16 protein-coding genes are annotated in these 15,592 nt (G+C 52.2%); 4 read left to right on the top strand and 12 right to left on the bottom strand.

From position 1 onward, the window contains the following. Nucleotide 1: 1 nt before the first annotated feature. The 4 genes from AC788_RS21625 to AC788_RS11745 all read left to right on the top strand — a co-directional run bounded on the left by AC788_RS21625 (nt 2) and on the right by AC788_RS11745 (nt 4,665). Entirely contained in the window at nt 2-1,114 is a 1,113-nt protein-coding gene (locus AC788_RS21625; protein WP_152965740.1) for a hypothetical protein, read from the top strand. After that, entirely contained in the window at nt 1,107-1,661 is a 555-nt protein-coding gene (locus AC788_RS11755; RefSeq protein WP_049860787.1) for a hypothetical protein, read from the top strand. Before AC788_RS21625 ends, AC788_RS11755 begins: the two co-directional genes overlap by 8 nt. A gap of 694 nt (nt 1,662-2,355) precedes the next feature. Further along, nucleotides 2,356-3,792, top strand: coding sequence for a reverse transcriptase domain-containing protein (locus tag AC788_RS11750; RefSeq protein ID WP_049860786.1), 1,437 nt, complete (start codon nt 2,356-2,358; stop codon nt 3,790-3,792). A gap of 204 nt (nt 3,793-3,996) precedes the next feature. Beyond that, nucleotides 3,997-4,665 carry an SLATT domain-containing protein gene (locus tag AC788_RS11745; RefSeq protein WP_049860785.1) on the top strand — a complete coding sequence of 223 codons (669 nt, stop codon included), beginning with the start codon at nt 3,997-3,999 and terminating at the stop codon, nt 4,663-4,665. 518 nt (nt 4,666-5,183) lie between these two features. Here AC788_RS11745 and AC788_RS11740 read toward each other — a convergent pair. The 12 genes from AC788_RS11740 to AC788_RS11695 form a co-directional block, all read right to left on the bottom strand. Next, nucleotides 5,184-5,645: a hypothetical protein gene (locus AC788_RS11740; protein WP_049860784.1), complete on the bottom strand. Its 462-nt coding sequence runs from the start codon at nt 5,643-5,645 to the stop codon at nt 5,184-5,186. Continuing rightward, entirely contained in the window at nt 5,638-6,444 is an 807-nt protein-coding gene (locus AC788_RS11735; RefSeq protein ID WP_236690511.1) for a hypothetical protein, read from the bottom strand. The genes AC788_RS11740 and AC788_RS11735 overlap by 8 nt, the downstream gene beginning before the upstream one ends. 15 nt (nt 6,445-6,459) lie before the next feature. Continuing rightward, nucleotides 6,460-7,044 carry a nucleotidyltransferase family protein gene (locus AC788_RS11730; protein WP_082223660.1) on the bottom strand — a complete coding sequence of 195 codons (585 nt, stop codon included), beginning with the start codon at nt 7,042-7,044 and terminating at the stop codon, nt 6,460-6,462. A 22-nt stretch (nt 7,045-7,066) separates the two neighbouring features. Then, the gene (gene tnpC, locus AC788_RS11725) at nt 7,067-8,602 is read right to left on the bottom strand and encodes an IS66 family transposase (RefSeq protein WP_049860783.1); all 1,536 of its coding nucleotides are present in this window, start codon (nt 8,600-8,602) and stop codon (nt 7,067-7,069) included. A 63-nt stretch (nt 8,603-8,665) separates the two neighbouring features. Further along, nucleotides 8,666-9,001 (bottom strand): IS66 family insertion sequence element accessory protein TnpB, encoded by a 336-nt coding sequence (tnpB, locus tag AC788_RS22015; RefSeq protein WP_004575513.1) that lies wholly within the window; start codon nt 8,999-9,001, stop codon nt 8,666-8,668. Continuing rightward, nucleotides 8,998-9,318 carry an IS66-like element accessory protein TnpA gene (gene tnpA, locus AC788_RS21370; RefSeq protein WP_082223649.1) on the bottom strand — a complete coding sequence of 107 codons (321 nt, stop codon included), beginning with the start codon at nt 9,316-9,318 and terminating at the stop codon, nt 8,998-9,000. Before tnpA ends, tnpB begins: the two co-directional genes overlap by 4 nt. 96 nt (nt 9,319-9,414) lie before the next feature. Continuing rightward, nucleotides 9,415-10,686: a hypothetical protein gene (locus AC788_RS11715; protein ID WP_236690510.1), complete on the bottom strand. Its 1,272-nt coding sequence runs from the start codon at nt 10,684-10,686 to the stop codon at nt 9,415-9,417. Then, nucleotides 10,679-12,238, bottom strand: a complete 1,560-nt coding sequence (locus AC788_RS11710) for a site-specific integrase (RefSeq protein ID WP_049860782.1) — start codon at nt 12,236-12,238, stop codon at nt 10,679-10,681. Before AC788_RS11710 ends, AC788_RS11715 begins: the two co-directional genes overlap by 8 nt. Further along, nucleotides 12,231-12,608, bottom strand: coding sequence for a hypothetical protein (locus AC788_RS22010; protein ID WP_236690515.1), 378 nt, complete (start codon nt 12,606-12,608; stop codon nt 12,231-12,233). The genes AC788_RS11710 and AC788_RS22010 overlap by 8 nt, the downstream gene beginning before the upstream one ends. A gap of 58 nt (nt 12,609-12,666) precedes the next feature. Beyond that, nucleotides 12,667-13,518 (bottom strand): site-specific integrase, encoded by an 852-nt coding sequence (locus AC788_RS11705; protein ID WP_236690509.1) that lies wholly within the window; start codon nt 13,516-13,518, stop codon nt 12,667-12,669. A gap of 132 nt (nt 13,519-13,650) precedes the next feature. Further along, the gene (locus tag AC788_RS11700) at nt 13,651-14,181 is read right to left on the bottom strand and encodes a single-stranded DNA-binding protein (RefSeq protein WP_049860781.1); all 531 of its coding nucleotides are present in this window, start codon (nt 14,179-14,181) and stop codon (nt 13,651-13,653) included. A 9-nt stretch (nt 14,182-14,190) separates the two neighbouring features. Further along, a complete protein-coding gene (locus AC788_RS11695; protein WP_049860780.1) occupies nt 14,191-15,585 on the bottom strand; it encodes an MFS transporter in 1,395 nt (464 codons plus the stop codon). Between the last annotated feature and the right edge of the window lie 7 nt (nt 15,586-15,592).

Raw genomic sequence — 15,592 nt, 5'->3', positions numbered from 1 at the left:
ATTGAGCGAGTGTAAATTAAAACTTTTTGAAATTGAAAGGATAGGCCTGTTTGATTATACACACACGCCAAAAATAACAGACATCTCGTACTTCATTGAATTATTAAGCTCATTTATTAAGGGGAGAACCGCAAAAAATAGCCGCATGAGTTCGGCGCGCAAGGAAGAAGTATATTGTTACGACATTGAAAAACTAGCCAATGGCGATTTTATTGTCATATTGTGGCTTGGAGTCACAAGTTATGGAAGCAGGAAGATTTTATCCCTCCCAAAAAATGGGGTAATTGGTTGCGATTTGAAACAAGCAAAAGGTGACGCTTCTGGAATAATCGGCATGCCCGCCTATTATTACATTTCCGCTCAAACCAACTCAATTGTGGTAATGGAATTTCCCGGCGCTTCTGGCGACTCGTCATTGCTTACAAACTATTTATCAGACTTCATTCATAACTTTTCTGGGCACGGCGTTAAAAAAGATAAAGAAATCGTATTGAAAGCCGACCCTTCGAATGAAGAGGATAAACCATGCTATTTTTCCTTCAGCATTAATAAATTTACAAGCAAGACGATTGAAGAATACTTGAGAATGAATTTCTCGGCAATCTCAAGCGTGGTAATGAAAGATAAAATTACAGCTACTGAAACCGTAACCAGGGATCTTGGTGCTGTTTTCAATGCGTTGCGTCCATGGGTGCGAAAAACCGTTGGCGAAGTAAGAAAATCGAGCACTGTTAGCATAAGTGTGCCAGTAAATTTCACAAGCCTGAGTGAAATTGACGAATACATTGAATGCGTAAAGCTGAATGGCAAACAAGATACCGTTGGATTTAAGGTTACGAAAAGAACAACAACTGAAACATCGCAACACATTTATTACCTCAATGGAACTCAAGCGCGCAAAGCATCCTCTATTGATTTAAATGGCAAGGAGTGGCCATACAAAGCGCATGATTTGGTCTCATTCTTCAACAAGAATAACAAAATCGAAGAGTTTATAGAGATGTCACGTAATCCATTGGGAGTCACAACGCACAAGTCAGAAAATAGTGATTCAGCTGACCCTTTATCAAAAACTCCAATTTCAGAAAATGAAATAGAGGCATATAATGCTTAAAAAAAGCACAGCCGCGGCGGTTATTATTCACGCTATTATCGCTGCGGTTTTATGCATTTTCATCTACAAATATAAAGCAGAAGTTTTATTGGCCTTTGAAAAAAAGGAAATTGACATTGTAAACCTGACAAACTCGCTAATCAATATTGCAATGATTTTATTCGGGATTAGCGGAGCGTGGATTGCGTTAGTTTTTCCACGCGCATTGAAATCCCTTACAAAAAGCAATGTGAAGGATATCGTGTCAAATGATGAAGTTGTAGCTTTCAAGGACATATCCACAACTGCAGTTCTTAGTCTGATCGTTCTAATTACATTACTCGTAATTTCGTACGTCTATGGACTTTCGGGAGTAGTAGATCTTAAGACTCAGGTTGGATATTACTCTCTTTATCCCTTGTCGATATGCTATGTTATTCAATGTTTTTGTGCGGTATGGGCGGCTAAAACCACACTAAGGGTTTTTTTCTCTTATGCTGAAAAAATAATACATAGAAGTGCCTCTGAAGGGCTTGAAAGGCAGGAACTTCCAAAAAAACAAAACTAAGTCAGCAATACATTGCACCCAGTAAAGAAAAATGGACCTTCTGCCTAACCCATCGCGTTGGTCAGAGAAATAGCGTTGCACGGATTTACAGGCGCTCAACTAGCTCCTTCGAAGCGGCCTGATAATTCTGTAAGAAATCATGGTGGCAAGCTCGATCAGCGCCGAGCACTCCAAGGAGATTTTGGCGCCTATGAGAGAAATTCATGAGTTACGCAATGAAATCGGCGGGCATGCGTTCAATGAAATGAAAGCGATGCCATCCGAAATGGCCTTCACCAGACATGGTAGTTTCCAAACTCACTTCTTCACCTTGCCAAGGGATGTGGACAGGCCCCTGTCACCATCTTGAGCATCCTTGATTTTGAATTCGAAAGCTGATCACACATCAGAATCGTTGGTGCCAGTTCGAGCCAGCGAGCGGCGATGCAAATTCCACGGAGCCGCTGCTAACATGGTTTCGCGAAGCAACTGATCTGACAGCGAATATAGATATTTAGGCCGTGTCCGGGGCGTGAAAGCTATTTTCGAATGGAACGGCACGCCATGCGGTAAGCGAGCCCAGGGCTCTGCGCTGTCAACCTGTAGTAGACAGCTGACGGCTTCCCTTTTCTAAGCCATATGGAGCTACAATGCCATCATCAATCTCTCAAGTCTAGATGCTTCGAGAGCGCACTCAACTGTTCAGGGAGGAGAAATGGGCAGAGCTATTGATCCAACACTTTTCGAGCACGGATTTATTAATGAAAGCACACTATTCAGGAGAATGTTTTCTCCTAACGCCCTAGTCTTTGCTTACAGAGAGAAATTCAAAAACTCACAGGCTAAAGGCGTTGATAGAATCAATGGCTTTCAATACTCAGCCAGGTCGGAGTTAGAATTAGAAACGGTCTCACAAAAATGCCTAGATGGTACTTTTAGGTTTTCGCCTTTTTTGGAAAAACTGAAGCTAAAAGGGCGAGGTAAGCACCCGCGCATCATAGGAATACCAACCATCAGAGACCGCGTTGTACTGCATCAACTCCATAAGTATCTAGCTATAGTATTTCCTGATACCGTACCCAGGAACGTGGCCAGCACCTACGTGAGAGCCGTAGCTGAAGACATGGCAAAGCTAGACGTTTCAAAAACGCTGATATGTTGCACTGACATTGAAAAATTCTATGACTCTATTCAGCAACCGAGACTGATTCGTCTTCTAAAGAAAAAAATAGGTTGTGAACCGGCTATTTTGCTTATATCGCACGCTCTGCAAACACCCACAATCCCAAAAAACACGCGCCGATCTCAATATTCCAGTTACCGACAAGACGTAGGTGTTCCGCAAGGGCTTGCCATCTCCAATATACTTGCCGCCATTTATATGACCGAAGTAGATGAAGTCATGAGGGCCATCCCTGACATCACGTATTATCGCTACGTGGACGACGTCCTTATGTATGGCGACCCCGACACCATTACTTCTGCCTACAACTCTCTACGGGGACGCCTACGCACCCGAGGACTCACCTTACACGGCCGAAATTCCGATAAAACCTATATTGGCAGGATTGATAGAAAGTTCTCATACCTAGGTTATGAATTCCGACTACCCACTATTACAGTTCGCGACTCAACCTTTGAGCGCTTCTTACAAACCATTGCAGCCAAGGTCAGCGACTTTAAGCACAACTATTCGCGCAGACTGGAAAAGCACAAGTATTTGAATAAAGAACGCCTAATAGAAATTTTCTTTTTAGAGCTAAACGAAAAAATCACAGGCGCCCTCAGTGGAAATAAACGTTACGGCTGGATAGCCTATTTCAACCAGATCACTGACGAAAGGCTCCTTCATCAAATGGATCAAGCGATCTTACGGATGGTCAGCAGAGTACCAACTCTAATCGAAGGGGGTAGTCCGCCTCTTAAGAAGCTGGTACGCGCTCACTTCGAAATGAAATTTAGTCCCCGAGCTGGCTACATTCGCGATTACGACTTGAACGTCAGCGTTGCGCAGAAACTGCGTTTTCTCGAGGTCCGGGGGCGAGTTGACCCGGCCATCCCATTGACTGAGGCGCAAATCAATGAGCGTTACGAATCCTACGTTAAATTTGTATTGGCAAAAATGCATGAGGATGAGGGTGAAGTTTACTAGTTTTGAGGTATAGTGACCGCGGGTGGCGCCTACCGCTGACGCGGTACCTTCGGCCTCAGGGCCGAAGCGGAAGTGCTCCGGGCTCTGAAAATGGGCGTGACACAAAGTGTTATACCTCTTGTCGGCTCACCCAGTGAGCGCTGCAGGAGAGGATCTGACTGAAAACCTTAGGCGCCCCCACCTTCCAACTTTTCAGGATGAACCATGTCAACGTATCTTAAAAGCCTTCAAGATGATGTCTGGCGAACATCCAGTGCCCGTTATCACGCTGCGCGTCGATTGAAAAGAAAAGAAAACTTTTCGACGATAAGCTTGGCTTTCTTTTCTGCATTAAGTATTGCTTTAGCTGTCATACAGCAAACTTACGCTACAGAGGTGGGCGCTACACCTGCGCTAAACAGCTATTTGACATCCATTTCAATTTTATCGGGCATTTTCATCCTTATTATATCCCTGATGGAATGGGGTGCCAGAAATGGCTCGAACGCAGATGCCCTTTACAAAAACGCGCAAGAGCTGAATGCGCTTCGAAAAGAAATTAGTCTCCAAGCCTCCAAAACCAATTTATCTGAAGACGCAGCTTGGGCATCTTCAGAAGAATATCTGTCCCGCTACGAGGAAGTGAAAAGCCGCTGCGACATTAACCACACGCCCCTTGACGACTTTTACTTTGTCAGTCAGCACAGAGAATCACCAGAGTTCGCAGCAAGAAACATCAAGTGGTATAGCGCTTACTGGACTTCATTCAAATGGCAGCTTTCTAGCATTTGGTATTACTTGATTCTCTGGTCTATTATTATTATGTCTACGATCCCTGTAATCAAAAGCATCCATTTCATTTCCACAGTTTCATGCGGCAACAACCTGGCTTAATTGACACATTACTACTCAATGGCACAAAACTACCTTAGTGGGACATGAGAAACCGCGCCCTACTCACCCTCGCGGCAGTGTTTCGGCGATTTATACTGTGGCCACGAGCCTCCTTACTGTCGGGGCTTTTCCGCCCAAGTAGGAGACAGGGTGGCCGGTCAGCCCATTTGAGCCTGCGGATTCGTATATCACCGACAACATCTGCAAGCCTGCAAGACTGTAATTATCTATAGAAATTAGTAAATTACGCGTAGCCAAGCAGTATCGGCGATATACGAATGCCCTGCTAGTCAGCAGAATCGTAACCGCTCTGAGTGCTCCTCAAAGGGTGCCGCAACGTGTCCCCGATCCCACGCTCTGCGTCGACTTCAGCCAATACGTCAGACCGTATTATTAAGGCACCGGCTTAAACTGCCAAGGTACCACAGGACGTCTGACGATGGGCCGATGCTGGCTCGTGAGAGAGCCACCAGCCCAATCGGCGTATAAAGTTATTGAAATCAGATACTTTGTAAAGCTTAGACTTTGCCATTAGCCCTCCTGCCAAGTGTGCCTAGAGTCACTTCACGATCGACTCTGGGAAGAGGAGTATTGAGGTATTCCTTCGTCAATCCCTTTAAATGTGCATTATAAGCCCACGTCACGAACTGCTCTAACATATGCCCATTTTCCGCCCGCAGGCGAGCGTTCTCTACAGCCAATCGCTCAAGACGCTCCATAATCGGCCCAAGCTCCTGGCAAGCTAGTTTTTTCTGGTGCTCGGGACTGTACGCCTCGCTAAGCCTCTGTTTTGTGCATTGATACGCAATTTTTATCCGAGCGTGTTTATCGAGGGTCTGGCGTGTATAACGAACACCCAAGCGCTTCTCAATCTCATCAACGAGTAAATCCCAGGAAAGCTTGGCTGCCCACCCGTCCAACACACCAACAATTTGTTGGATGGCGCAGTCATCAATATTTTTCGCCCGCCGCTTAACCATGCTCACTTCCTTTCATACGGCTTACGTCCGCCGGAGCCAAGCGCCTCATCGTCGAATTCCCATCAGAAGCGTCACGCCCCTCTAGTGATTGCTCCACACCTGGCCAAGGTACAATCGGAACATCCGCCAACTGAATGACAGCCCCAACCGCAACGGCAGGGTTGTCAAAAATCTCTGTGAGCTGTGCTAATCGCTGCACCGTCTTCTGGTGGTGCTCCATCCATCGGTCAGCGCCGTAGTAGTCTTGTGTCGTAGCTTCCTGAGCACGACTTAGCAGTTGCTTCGCCTCTTCTAATCGACGTCTCACCCTCATAGTCTTGCCTTCGTCGCCCTTCACACAGACATGCTCATTACAGTTGATACAATCCGCATGTCGCTCACATGGCATCATCGTGTAGTCATGCACGCAGAAGCCTAAATCAGTCGTGTGCGCCGTCGGAATCTTAAGCCGTGCGAACTCATCTCGTGAGAGCGGGATATTTTTTGGCAGCGTTGCAAGCGGACCAAACATGAGGGTTTGATCGCCAATGGATTCACGAATTTTCGCAACCATCTGATCTGCGGTCACATGGTCATACGCCTTGTTTTGACGGACATCCAAACGGCCCGACCACTTCGCAATGTCCAATTGACTCATCCCACCCGACTGAGCAAGGGTGTTCAGGTATTGGCGAAACTGATGGGTAGAAACTCGAATTCGACTCCCGTCCGGTTCAGTGAATCCAAGGCGGTCAAATATCGACTCAAAACCATGCGCACTTCTCGTTCCGAGCGCTGTATTGACCTGATTGGTGCTCACTGGGTAAGCGTCCGGTTAAGTCACCTTGACGCAACGGCTGGGAGGTAGCCCCGAGAGCGTAAGCATTGGCCAAACCTTCAACCAGTTTTTGGACGTGACGCGGTCTTGATAGATAGTATTTTTATCTGTAGCGAACCTTCCTGCTGGCCGGATTATCAAGTCGAAAAGATCATCAAACCCCAACGGGGCAGCGATTTCATATGTGCCGTCCTCCCGCAGTCTTATCGCTACAGCTGTGGCAGTTTCTGGCCAGTAACGCATTGCATCGGTCGCCGACTGATAGGGCTCATCGCCGTTCTGAACATGCATTCTCGCTTGGTTTTTCACAGACCACAGTACGTTCGGGTCTAAGTCTCTGAGGACTGCCTCCAGGGCTTCATCTTGCTCGTGGGTAGAACGCGTGGCATCAAACCAGATGACATCAACGTCTGTTGAGACCGTAGATACGCTGCGACCGTGCAGATGATCCCAAACCGCGTTTCGGACGAAACCTGCTCCTATCCAGCAGTCGGGCAAGTTTAAGGAGCGCACTATTTCGAGCATCCTTCGCCGAATGGGGTCATTCGAAATAATTGCTTGAATTGTCGAGCTATTGTCCACTTGGAAGATCACCTCATTGAAGCTAGGCCTGCACCCACTGATGCGGCAGCAATTGCCCGATCTCACTGGCCCGCTGTGTCGGCAACCGCGTCAGCACATCTTTGAGATAGGCATACGGGTCATGCCCGTTCATGCGCGCCGACTGGATCAAACTCATGATCGCAGCCGCTCGTTTACCACTGCGCAGCGACCCGGCAAACAGCCAGTTCGAGCGCCCGAGTGCCCATGGTCGTATCTGGTTCTCGACTTGGTTGTTGTCGATGGGCACAACCCCGTCGTCCAAGTAACGCGTCAGCGCTACCCAGCGTTTTAGGCTGTAGTCGAGGGCTTTGGCCGTGGCTGATCCGTTGGGCACTAGGTCACGCTGGGCCAACATCCACTCATGCAGTGTTTTGCTGATCGGTACCGCCAGTTCCTGACGTATTCGCCAACGATCTTCATCACTCATGTCCCGCGCCTGGCGTTCGATCTCGTACAAGCCGCTTATCGAGTGCAGCGCCTGTTCAGCCAACTGGCTTTTGTTCGCCACATGCAGATCGAAAAACTTGCGACGGGCGTGGGCCATGCAACCGATTTCAGTGATGCCTTGCTCAAAACCAGCTTTGTAGCCAGCGAAGTCATCGCAGACCAACTTGCCGCTCCAGTTGCCCAGGAAGTTACGCGCATGTTCGCCGGCACGGCTTGGGCTGAAGTCGTAAACCACCGCTTTGAGCGCCGAAAACGGCGTAGTGCTATAGGCCCAGACGTAGGCTCGGTGGGTTTTCTTCTCGCCCGGCGCAAGCAATTGTACCGGTGTTTCATCGGCGTGAATTACGCTTTGGCTCAGCACCGCTTCACGCAGAGCATCGACCAGCGGCTGGAGTCGCACGCCGGTTTGTCCGACCCACTGGGCCAAGGTCGAGCGAGCGATGGCCAGCCCGGCGCGGCCAAAGATTTTCTCCTGCCGGTAGAGTGGCAAGTGATCGGCAAATTTGGCCACCATCACGTGGGCCAACAGGCCTGCGGTTGGAATACCTTTGTCGATGACCTGCGCTGGCACCGGCGCCTGGATCAGTGTTTCGCAATGACGGCAGGCCCATTTGCCACGCACATGTTGCTCGACCGTGAACACGCCTGGCATGTAATCCAGCTTTTCGCTGACATCTTCGCCGATGCGCTGAAGTTGGCAGCCACAGGCGCACTGGGTGTTTTCTGGTTCGTGACGAATCACAGTGCGCGGAAACTGCGGTGGCAATGGCGCACGTTTGGGCGATTGCCGTGGCTCGGCCTGTGACGAAGCGGGAAGAAGCTGTTTCAGCTCGGCCTCGATAGCTTCAAGGTCTGTATCGAGCAGGTCATCCAGCAAGCTGCCTTGCGCCGGGCTGATTTGCTCGCTGCGCTTGGCAAACTTGTGGCGTTTGAGCAGGGCGATTTCGAACTTGAACTGTTCGATGAGGATCTCATCGTTCTGGATCTTCCTGCTCATCGCCTCGACCTGGGACTGCAATTGCAACGCCTGTGCCGCCAAGGCACGAAGCTGTTCCGGAGTCATCTGGTCGAGAATGGGCGAGAAAGTCATGCCGCCGATTGTGCCAGAGCAGGCCCGAAACAACGACAAGCAGACCGGTCAAATGGTCAGCGATTACAGCATGCTGATCACACCACCTGCGCCGACGCGCTGCCACGGCAGGCCCAGCACCAAAGCCTGGAGTTGTTCGCTGTCGAGTTCGACCTCGCACCCATGGCGAATGCCGGGCCAGTGGAACTTGCCTTGATTCAGCCGCCGCGCTGCAAGCCAGACGCCCACGCCGTCATGCACCAGCACTTTCATTCGATTAGCCCGGCGATTGGCGAATAGATAAGCGCAGTGCGGCTTCGCCGCACCGAACACCGCGATCACGCGGGCCAATGCCGTTTCGGTGCCGGCGCGCATGTCCATCGGCTCGGTGGCCAGCCAGATTGCATCGATACGGATCATCGAGCGACAGCCCGGATAAATTGCGCGCAGCCCTCGGGATCTGAGGTTGGCCATTTAACGGTGATCACTTGGCCGGCGATGGGCAACTCGATGATCACTGACGCTTCGACTGGCCGTTTAGGTGCGGCTTTTAGCGGGACGAATGCCGGTAGTGAAGTTGCTGCGGGCTGGTCTCGATAAAGCGGCAACCATTTGCGAATGACATTGGCGTTGATGCCGTGGCTGATGGCGACACTGGACACCGTTGCGCCAGGTTGCAGGCATTCCCGAACGACTTGGGCTTTGAATGGTTTCGGATAAGAGCTTCGTTGGCGCATGGAAATCCTGGCGATAAGGGTGATCGCGTCCACTTAAAAATACGCGGACACCATCGCCCTTAATGCTGGAGTTCGGAAGGTGAGTTCGCCGGACGCTTACCTCACTGGCTCCACGACACATCCAAATGTACTTCTTGCGGAGTGCAGTTCATTACGCCGTACGAGGATGAGCGCCTCTGAAAACTTAAGCCCCAGTTCCGCGTTTAACAGCGGGAATCCGACCGGAAGAAGAGCTATGACTGCCTTTTCGACATCAGCAAATCGCGCGCACATGCGACCCCTGCTCTTAATCAGCAATACGTTATTTGTAGAACACCATAAACTGGCAAAGGAAGCTGATCCTTCCTCCTGCAATATTATCTCTTTAACCTCATCCATAGTCAGAAGCGGCTTGATTCTAAGGTGTTCTAAATTCTGAGGTAGATAAAGCTTTTCTGGATTCAGCTCGTACCATCTAGCAATACACCGCGCGTCTTCCGTCAGTCGTCTGATTTTGGCGATGGCCTCAGCGACAACAGGAGCCATCGAGGGGATAATCCATTTAACCATTGGATCAGCCCCCTTAGCCGGTTTCCATCGCAAGCCATAGGCAGCTTTACCGTCCGACGTTTGTTCATGAACCTCACAGTCGTCGGTAAGCAACAACACCTCATTGATGCGATCAGGCGCAGAACAGAGAATCGCGGCTATCGATGAAAACAGCAGGTCTTTGGGTTGGGTGGCAACAAGGAACGTCTTAGGGAGCGCATCCAGTGCGGCTTGAGATGGCATTTTTTCGCTGCGGCGTTTGTCAAACTCTGGCCCCACTCGGACGGCGTCGAGCGGTCGTTTGATAGGGCAACGCCATGAGAGAGGAGTTGCTGTTAAACGGTGTTCGGAGATGAATTTGGCAATCAGCTCAAGCTGAGTACCAACTCGATAGGCTGTAGACTGTTTAAGCCGTTCAGCAATTACTCGCGCCGCGCGATTGAATGTCTCTCCATCAATCATCACTAGAGATGGGTGATCACTCTGTCTGAAGGCAGCATCAAGGGCCCGCAGCGCAGTGACGCGAAAAGCTTGATTCTTGGTCGGTCGTATACCTTGCATATATCGGACATACGCTTTCGCAAAAAGCACAAAGGGCTCAGCCATCTGAGTCGGTAACGTATCTCCTGCTGACTCTTGAGTAGAAAAGTAGATCCGGACCCGCTCCTTTCCACGCCCTTTTTGCTGAATGGCCTCGGTGACATCCCACTCCATATCGTCAAATTGCAGGCCGGCTCCGAAGATGGTGAGTTGGGAGCGGCTCATTGAAATAAATGCGCTCAGATTTTCGGCAGCATCGCGCTCTGCCTTTGGAGAGAAGACTATTACGCTATCAGGCACCCTTCACCTCCTCACGCCTCTCTCGTACAAGCTGAACCACTTCGGCAACGGCAAGAATCGTGCGGTCATTTACTGTTGCGATACGCGCGTCCACCTCCGCGCTCAGACGCTCACGCTCAATCAAAAGATACTCCAGCACTGCGTCATGAGGGCCGTCGATCCAAGCTTGGAAGTTTCTACAGGTGTAGCAAGCGATAGGAGCCAAAAAACCACACGACCCTTCGAGACCGCAGTTCCCCATCGGTTTCATCGTTTCGTCGAAGCGCGGATCGACAATACGACTCGCCGGATCGTGGCCACAGATCGCGGTAGACTCACGACCAATGACGACACCCGCAAAGGCATGAGCAAGCGGGGCCATTCGAAGCGCCACGGCACGATCGATCCGCTCGATGATTTCCGGCGTAGCCTTCACATAGATCCCGACATTTTGTGTATCGCTGTGGTCGAGTAATTCAGCGATGACCAGCTCACCATGCCCTTCTCTTGCCGCTGCAGTGGCCACCGTATGTCGCAGCCGTTTAGATGTAATTTTGACGGGCTCACCGGTCCGCTCCGAGAACACTTGCAAAACTTCAAATACTGCTCTGATTCTGCTCCCTATCCCCTCAGGTGATGTGTGATGGTGAAAGCTTGGGCGAGCTATTCTCGTCTTCCCCCTCTGAGGAAAGAGCGGAGCTTGCGATGGCGCAATAGAGAATTTATCGTCCTCCTCGAAACGTCTGCGAACGCTGCTCGCGTAGCCTACGAGCATCTTTCCAATGCTGGGGGCTATCAGCCGTTCCTTGAATTGCTTTCGTCGCGCCTCCGCTCCCTGTTTAACCCTGGGCACACGGAGCACGTACTCCGAGGTCCCATCAGCCTTCGTAATCTCCTTGACATCGTCTACCTTCAACATCGCAAATTGGATATTTCGCTGCCCTAAGAGCAAACAGAGCCATGCCAAAAGATAGTCTTCCAGAGCAATCGTTCTGGCGACGTAGGCATCGTTAAGGGCTGCCTGCGCGGCTGAGCGCTCGATATCCGTAAGCGGTCCTCTGAGCGGGTCCATCGTCAGGACTGCAGTCCCCTTGCGATTCCCTCTGAGCCGAGAGTTCTTCAGCAAGCGTACGGCAGCCTCCGTCACGCCTGGGACGCCCAAACCGTGCCACTTCTTGAAAAAGCCGCTCAAGGCTCCAAGCTTCCACTCGGTTTCCCTTGTCAAGGATGCTCGATAGCTGGCGAGCAACGACGCATCAACGATACCGACGGGCTGCCCCTGAGCAGCCGATACCGATTCCAGCAATCGCTTGAAGTTGCCAAATAGGCTGATAACAGTCCTCCCATCAGCATTTTCGGCGTACCAAATAAAGGGAAACCTAGCTGCCGCAATCAATTCGTCTGTCGCACAGGCTAGCAGGCTCTCAAAATTCACACTGACTGAACGGAGACCATCGTGGAACGCCCAACGTTTGGCACTTGGATCGAAAACTGCTCCGTTTAGCGCCCTTACAGTGGTTGGCAGGCTGGGACTACTCGCCGACAGACAGGTAATCGTCCGGCTTTCAGTCATAACTCGACACCCCCTCTGTTTGCTTAGTTTGCATCGCTAGGGAGACTTGCTGAGCTTTCAATCGCACATGCCGACGGGTGTAGCTCACAGAGGTCTTTGAGGTCGGTGCCCATCCCATTAGGAACGAACGCATGCGCTCTTCTTCGGCTTCGGAAATTTTCGCTCTGTCCATTACCTCCGAGAAGCGATCATTCCAAGTGTGGCGAAGAACATGCGGAGTTACTGTATCGAACTCACCATTAAAAGCATTCCGCAGTTCGGCGAAGACCGCATTTACGCCACTGAGCGACAGGGGCGCTCCTGTGCCCATGGCAATAAATAAAAATGGATGACGCCTGGCCCCCTCAATTGCTCGGCGTGTGTTCGTTATGTATTCGTGCGTCAGCTTACAAAGGTCTGAGGTTAACGGAATCTTTCGGTCGCGCGTCTTAAACCAGAGGTTGGTCCTTTCGGGGATCCTCCGGATCGTCTGCCCTCCTAGCCACCGTTAGCTGCTCCGACTGAAAATTAATGTCGGGAATTTTTACGTTCAAAACTTCGCCACGACGCAGACCAAGCTCATAGAACCAGCGGACCAGGAGAGCGTTTCGAATACATGTGCCTTCCCCTTTCCATGGGTTTTCCGGCGATGTCGGTGACGTAACGTTGAGAAGTCGCTCCGTCACTTCTGGCTGAAGCCCTTCCCGCTGCCCGATGGTATTCCGGCCCTTGTGACGCGGCAGCCGCGCGTCCAGTGCATCTTTGCAAGAGGTCCACTCATTCCAAAGCCGCTCTCGCTCACTTGCACCCGAGCGATAGGTAGCCATGTGGTATCTCACTAGCCAGTCAAGATAGTTACGGATGACCCGAATACGGTTAGCTGCGGTATGGCCCCCCACCTCAGCGCAGGAGGGCTGTCGTTGAAGAAGTCGCACGCTTTCCGCGGAGGTTTTACGAATGGATTGCTGAGAGCGGGGAAGTGAACTGTGCTTCAACTGATCCGCAATAGGCCGCCTACAGTGCCGGGCAAGTTCATCGAGCTCGCTTAGACGAAAAACTCCGCCCTGACGGACTCGATGCGCGATATCAATTCCACTTGAGTCGAGGAAAAGCTGCAGTACCATGATCGACCGCAAGACCTGGTCAATCGTGTTGCTCGCTCTGTTGGTGGCCCGAATCTGGCTGAGCACGTAAACAGAGGGCTCGAATAGGGGAGCACCCGTAGCCAGTGCAATCAGCACGGGCAAGCGTTCTCCAGAAGCCAATACAAGCGTCTTTACCGCGTAGGGATTGAGGGACATTTGTTTACACCTTTGAAAGGTAAACGCTTAACAAATGTAGCCTCTACTCCTTAAAAATCTGCAAACAACAAAAAAGCGAAGCCAAATCAATGGCTTCGCTCCTAATGTTTACGGTTCTGAGAAACCTACACTTCAGAACGGAATATCATCATCAAAGCTGTCAAAGTCCGGAGCCGGTTGCTGCGCCGGCTGCTGCTGGGCAGGCGGAGCCGAACGCTGCTGCGGTGCCGACTGCTGTGGACGCGGGGCCTGCTGACGGGGAGCCGGTGCCGACTGCTGGTAGTTGTTGCCACCGCCGCCCTGCTGGTCGTTGTTCTGCGGACGGCCGCCCAGCAGCTGCATGGTGCCCTGCATGTCGACGATGATCTCGGTGGTGTACCGCTTGATACCGTCCTTTTCCCACTCGCGGGTCTGCAGCTTGCCTTCGATGTACACCTGCGAGCCTTTGCGCAGGTACTCACCGGCGATCTCCGCGACCTTGCCGAACATCGACACACGGTGCCACTCGGTACGCTCGACCTTCTGGCCGCTCTGCTTGTCGGTCCACTGCTCGCTGGTGGCCAGGCTCAGGTTGGTGACCGCGTTGCCGTTGGGCAGGTAGCGAATTTCCGGATCCTGACCACAGGTGCCGACCAAAATGACTTTGTTAACCCCACGGGCCATATCGTTCTCCTAGGCTTCGCACGCAGTCGGCGCTGGGTTGACCAGGCGCTCGAGGGCGGTGCGATCCAAAATTTCTTTGTCCAATTTGATATAGATGGCAGCTTCTTCTGCTACCACCACCGCATCTGTTACACCGGGCACGGTTTTCAACCGCTCGGCCAATCCCGTCTCGCGCATCGCTTGGGGCGAAAGCGGCAAGCGCAGACTGGTCACGTAGGGTGGTTCGCGCATAGTAACAGCTATGGCCAGCCACAGGGCGCACAGCGCCGCGCATCCGATGAAGACCACACCCAGGCCACCGTGCTGGAACAGCCAGCCACCCAGGATGCCGCCCATGGCCGACCCCAGGAATTGACTAGTGGAATACACCCCCATGGCCGTCCCCTTCCCACCGGCCGGCGAAACCTTGCTGATCAACGAAGGCAGCGACGCCTCGAGCAGGTTGAACGCGGTGAAGAACACCACCGTACCGATCACCAGCGCCTTGAGACCGTCGCCGAACGCCCAGAAGAACAGCTCCACCAGCATCAGGGTTGCCACCGCGCCCAGCAGAACACGCTTCATCTTGCGCTTCTTTTCGCCGTAGATGATGAACGGAATCATTGCGAAAAAAGATACGACCAGCGCCGTCAGGTAAACCCACCAATGCTGTTCCTTGGGCAACCCGGCGCGCTCCACCAGCGCCAGCGGCAACGCAACGAAGCTGGCCATCAGGATCGAGTGGAGGACGAAGATGCCCAGGTCCAGGCGCAGCAGGTCGGGGTGCTTGAGCGTGGCCAGCATCTCGCCACGGGCCACGCCCGACTCGCGATGCCGAGTGTGGGCAGTCGCCTTGGGCACCAAGAAGGCCACCAGCGCGATGCCGACCAGAGCCAGCACACCGGTCGCCAGGAACAGCCCATGCAGGCCGAAGGCGCGGGTCAGCAGCGGCCCGACCACCATCGCCACGGCGAAGGACACACCGATGCTCATGCCAATCATGGCCATCGCCTTGGTGCGGTTCTGCTCGCGAGTCAGGTCCGAGAGCAGAGCCATGACCGCCGCCGATATCGCGCCGGCACCCTGCAGGATGCGTCCTGCGATCACGCCCCAGATGGAATCGGCCTGGGCCGCGACCACACTGCCGATGGCGAAGATCACCAGGCCGCCGTAGATCACCGGGCGACGGCCGATGCGGTCGGAAATGACCCCGAAAGGGATTTGCAGAAAGGCTTGGGTCAAGCCATAGGCGCCGATCGCCAGACCGATCAAGGCCGGGGTGGCACCTGCCAGGTCCATGCCATAGGTCGCCAGTACCGGCAAGACCATGAACATGCCCAGCATGCGGAAAGCGAACACCAGGGCCAACCCGCTGGCTGCGCGGGTTTCACCGCTGCTCATGCGTTCGCTGTGGGGATCGTGCATGGATAAA

Source organism: Pseudomonas sp. RIT-PI-a (genome assembly GCF_001187875.1).
Lineage (GTDB): Bacteria > Pseudomonadota > Gammaproteobacteria > Pseudomonadales > Pseudomonadaceae > Aquipseudomonas > Aquipseudomonas coleopterorum.
This window is presented reverse-complemented; position numbering and strand designations above follow the sequence as displayed.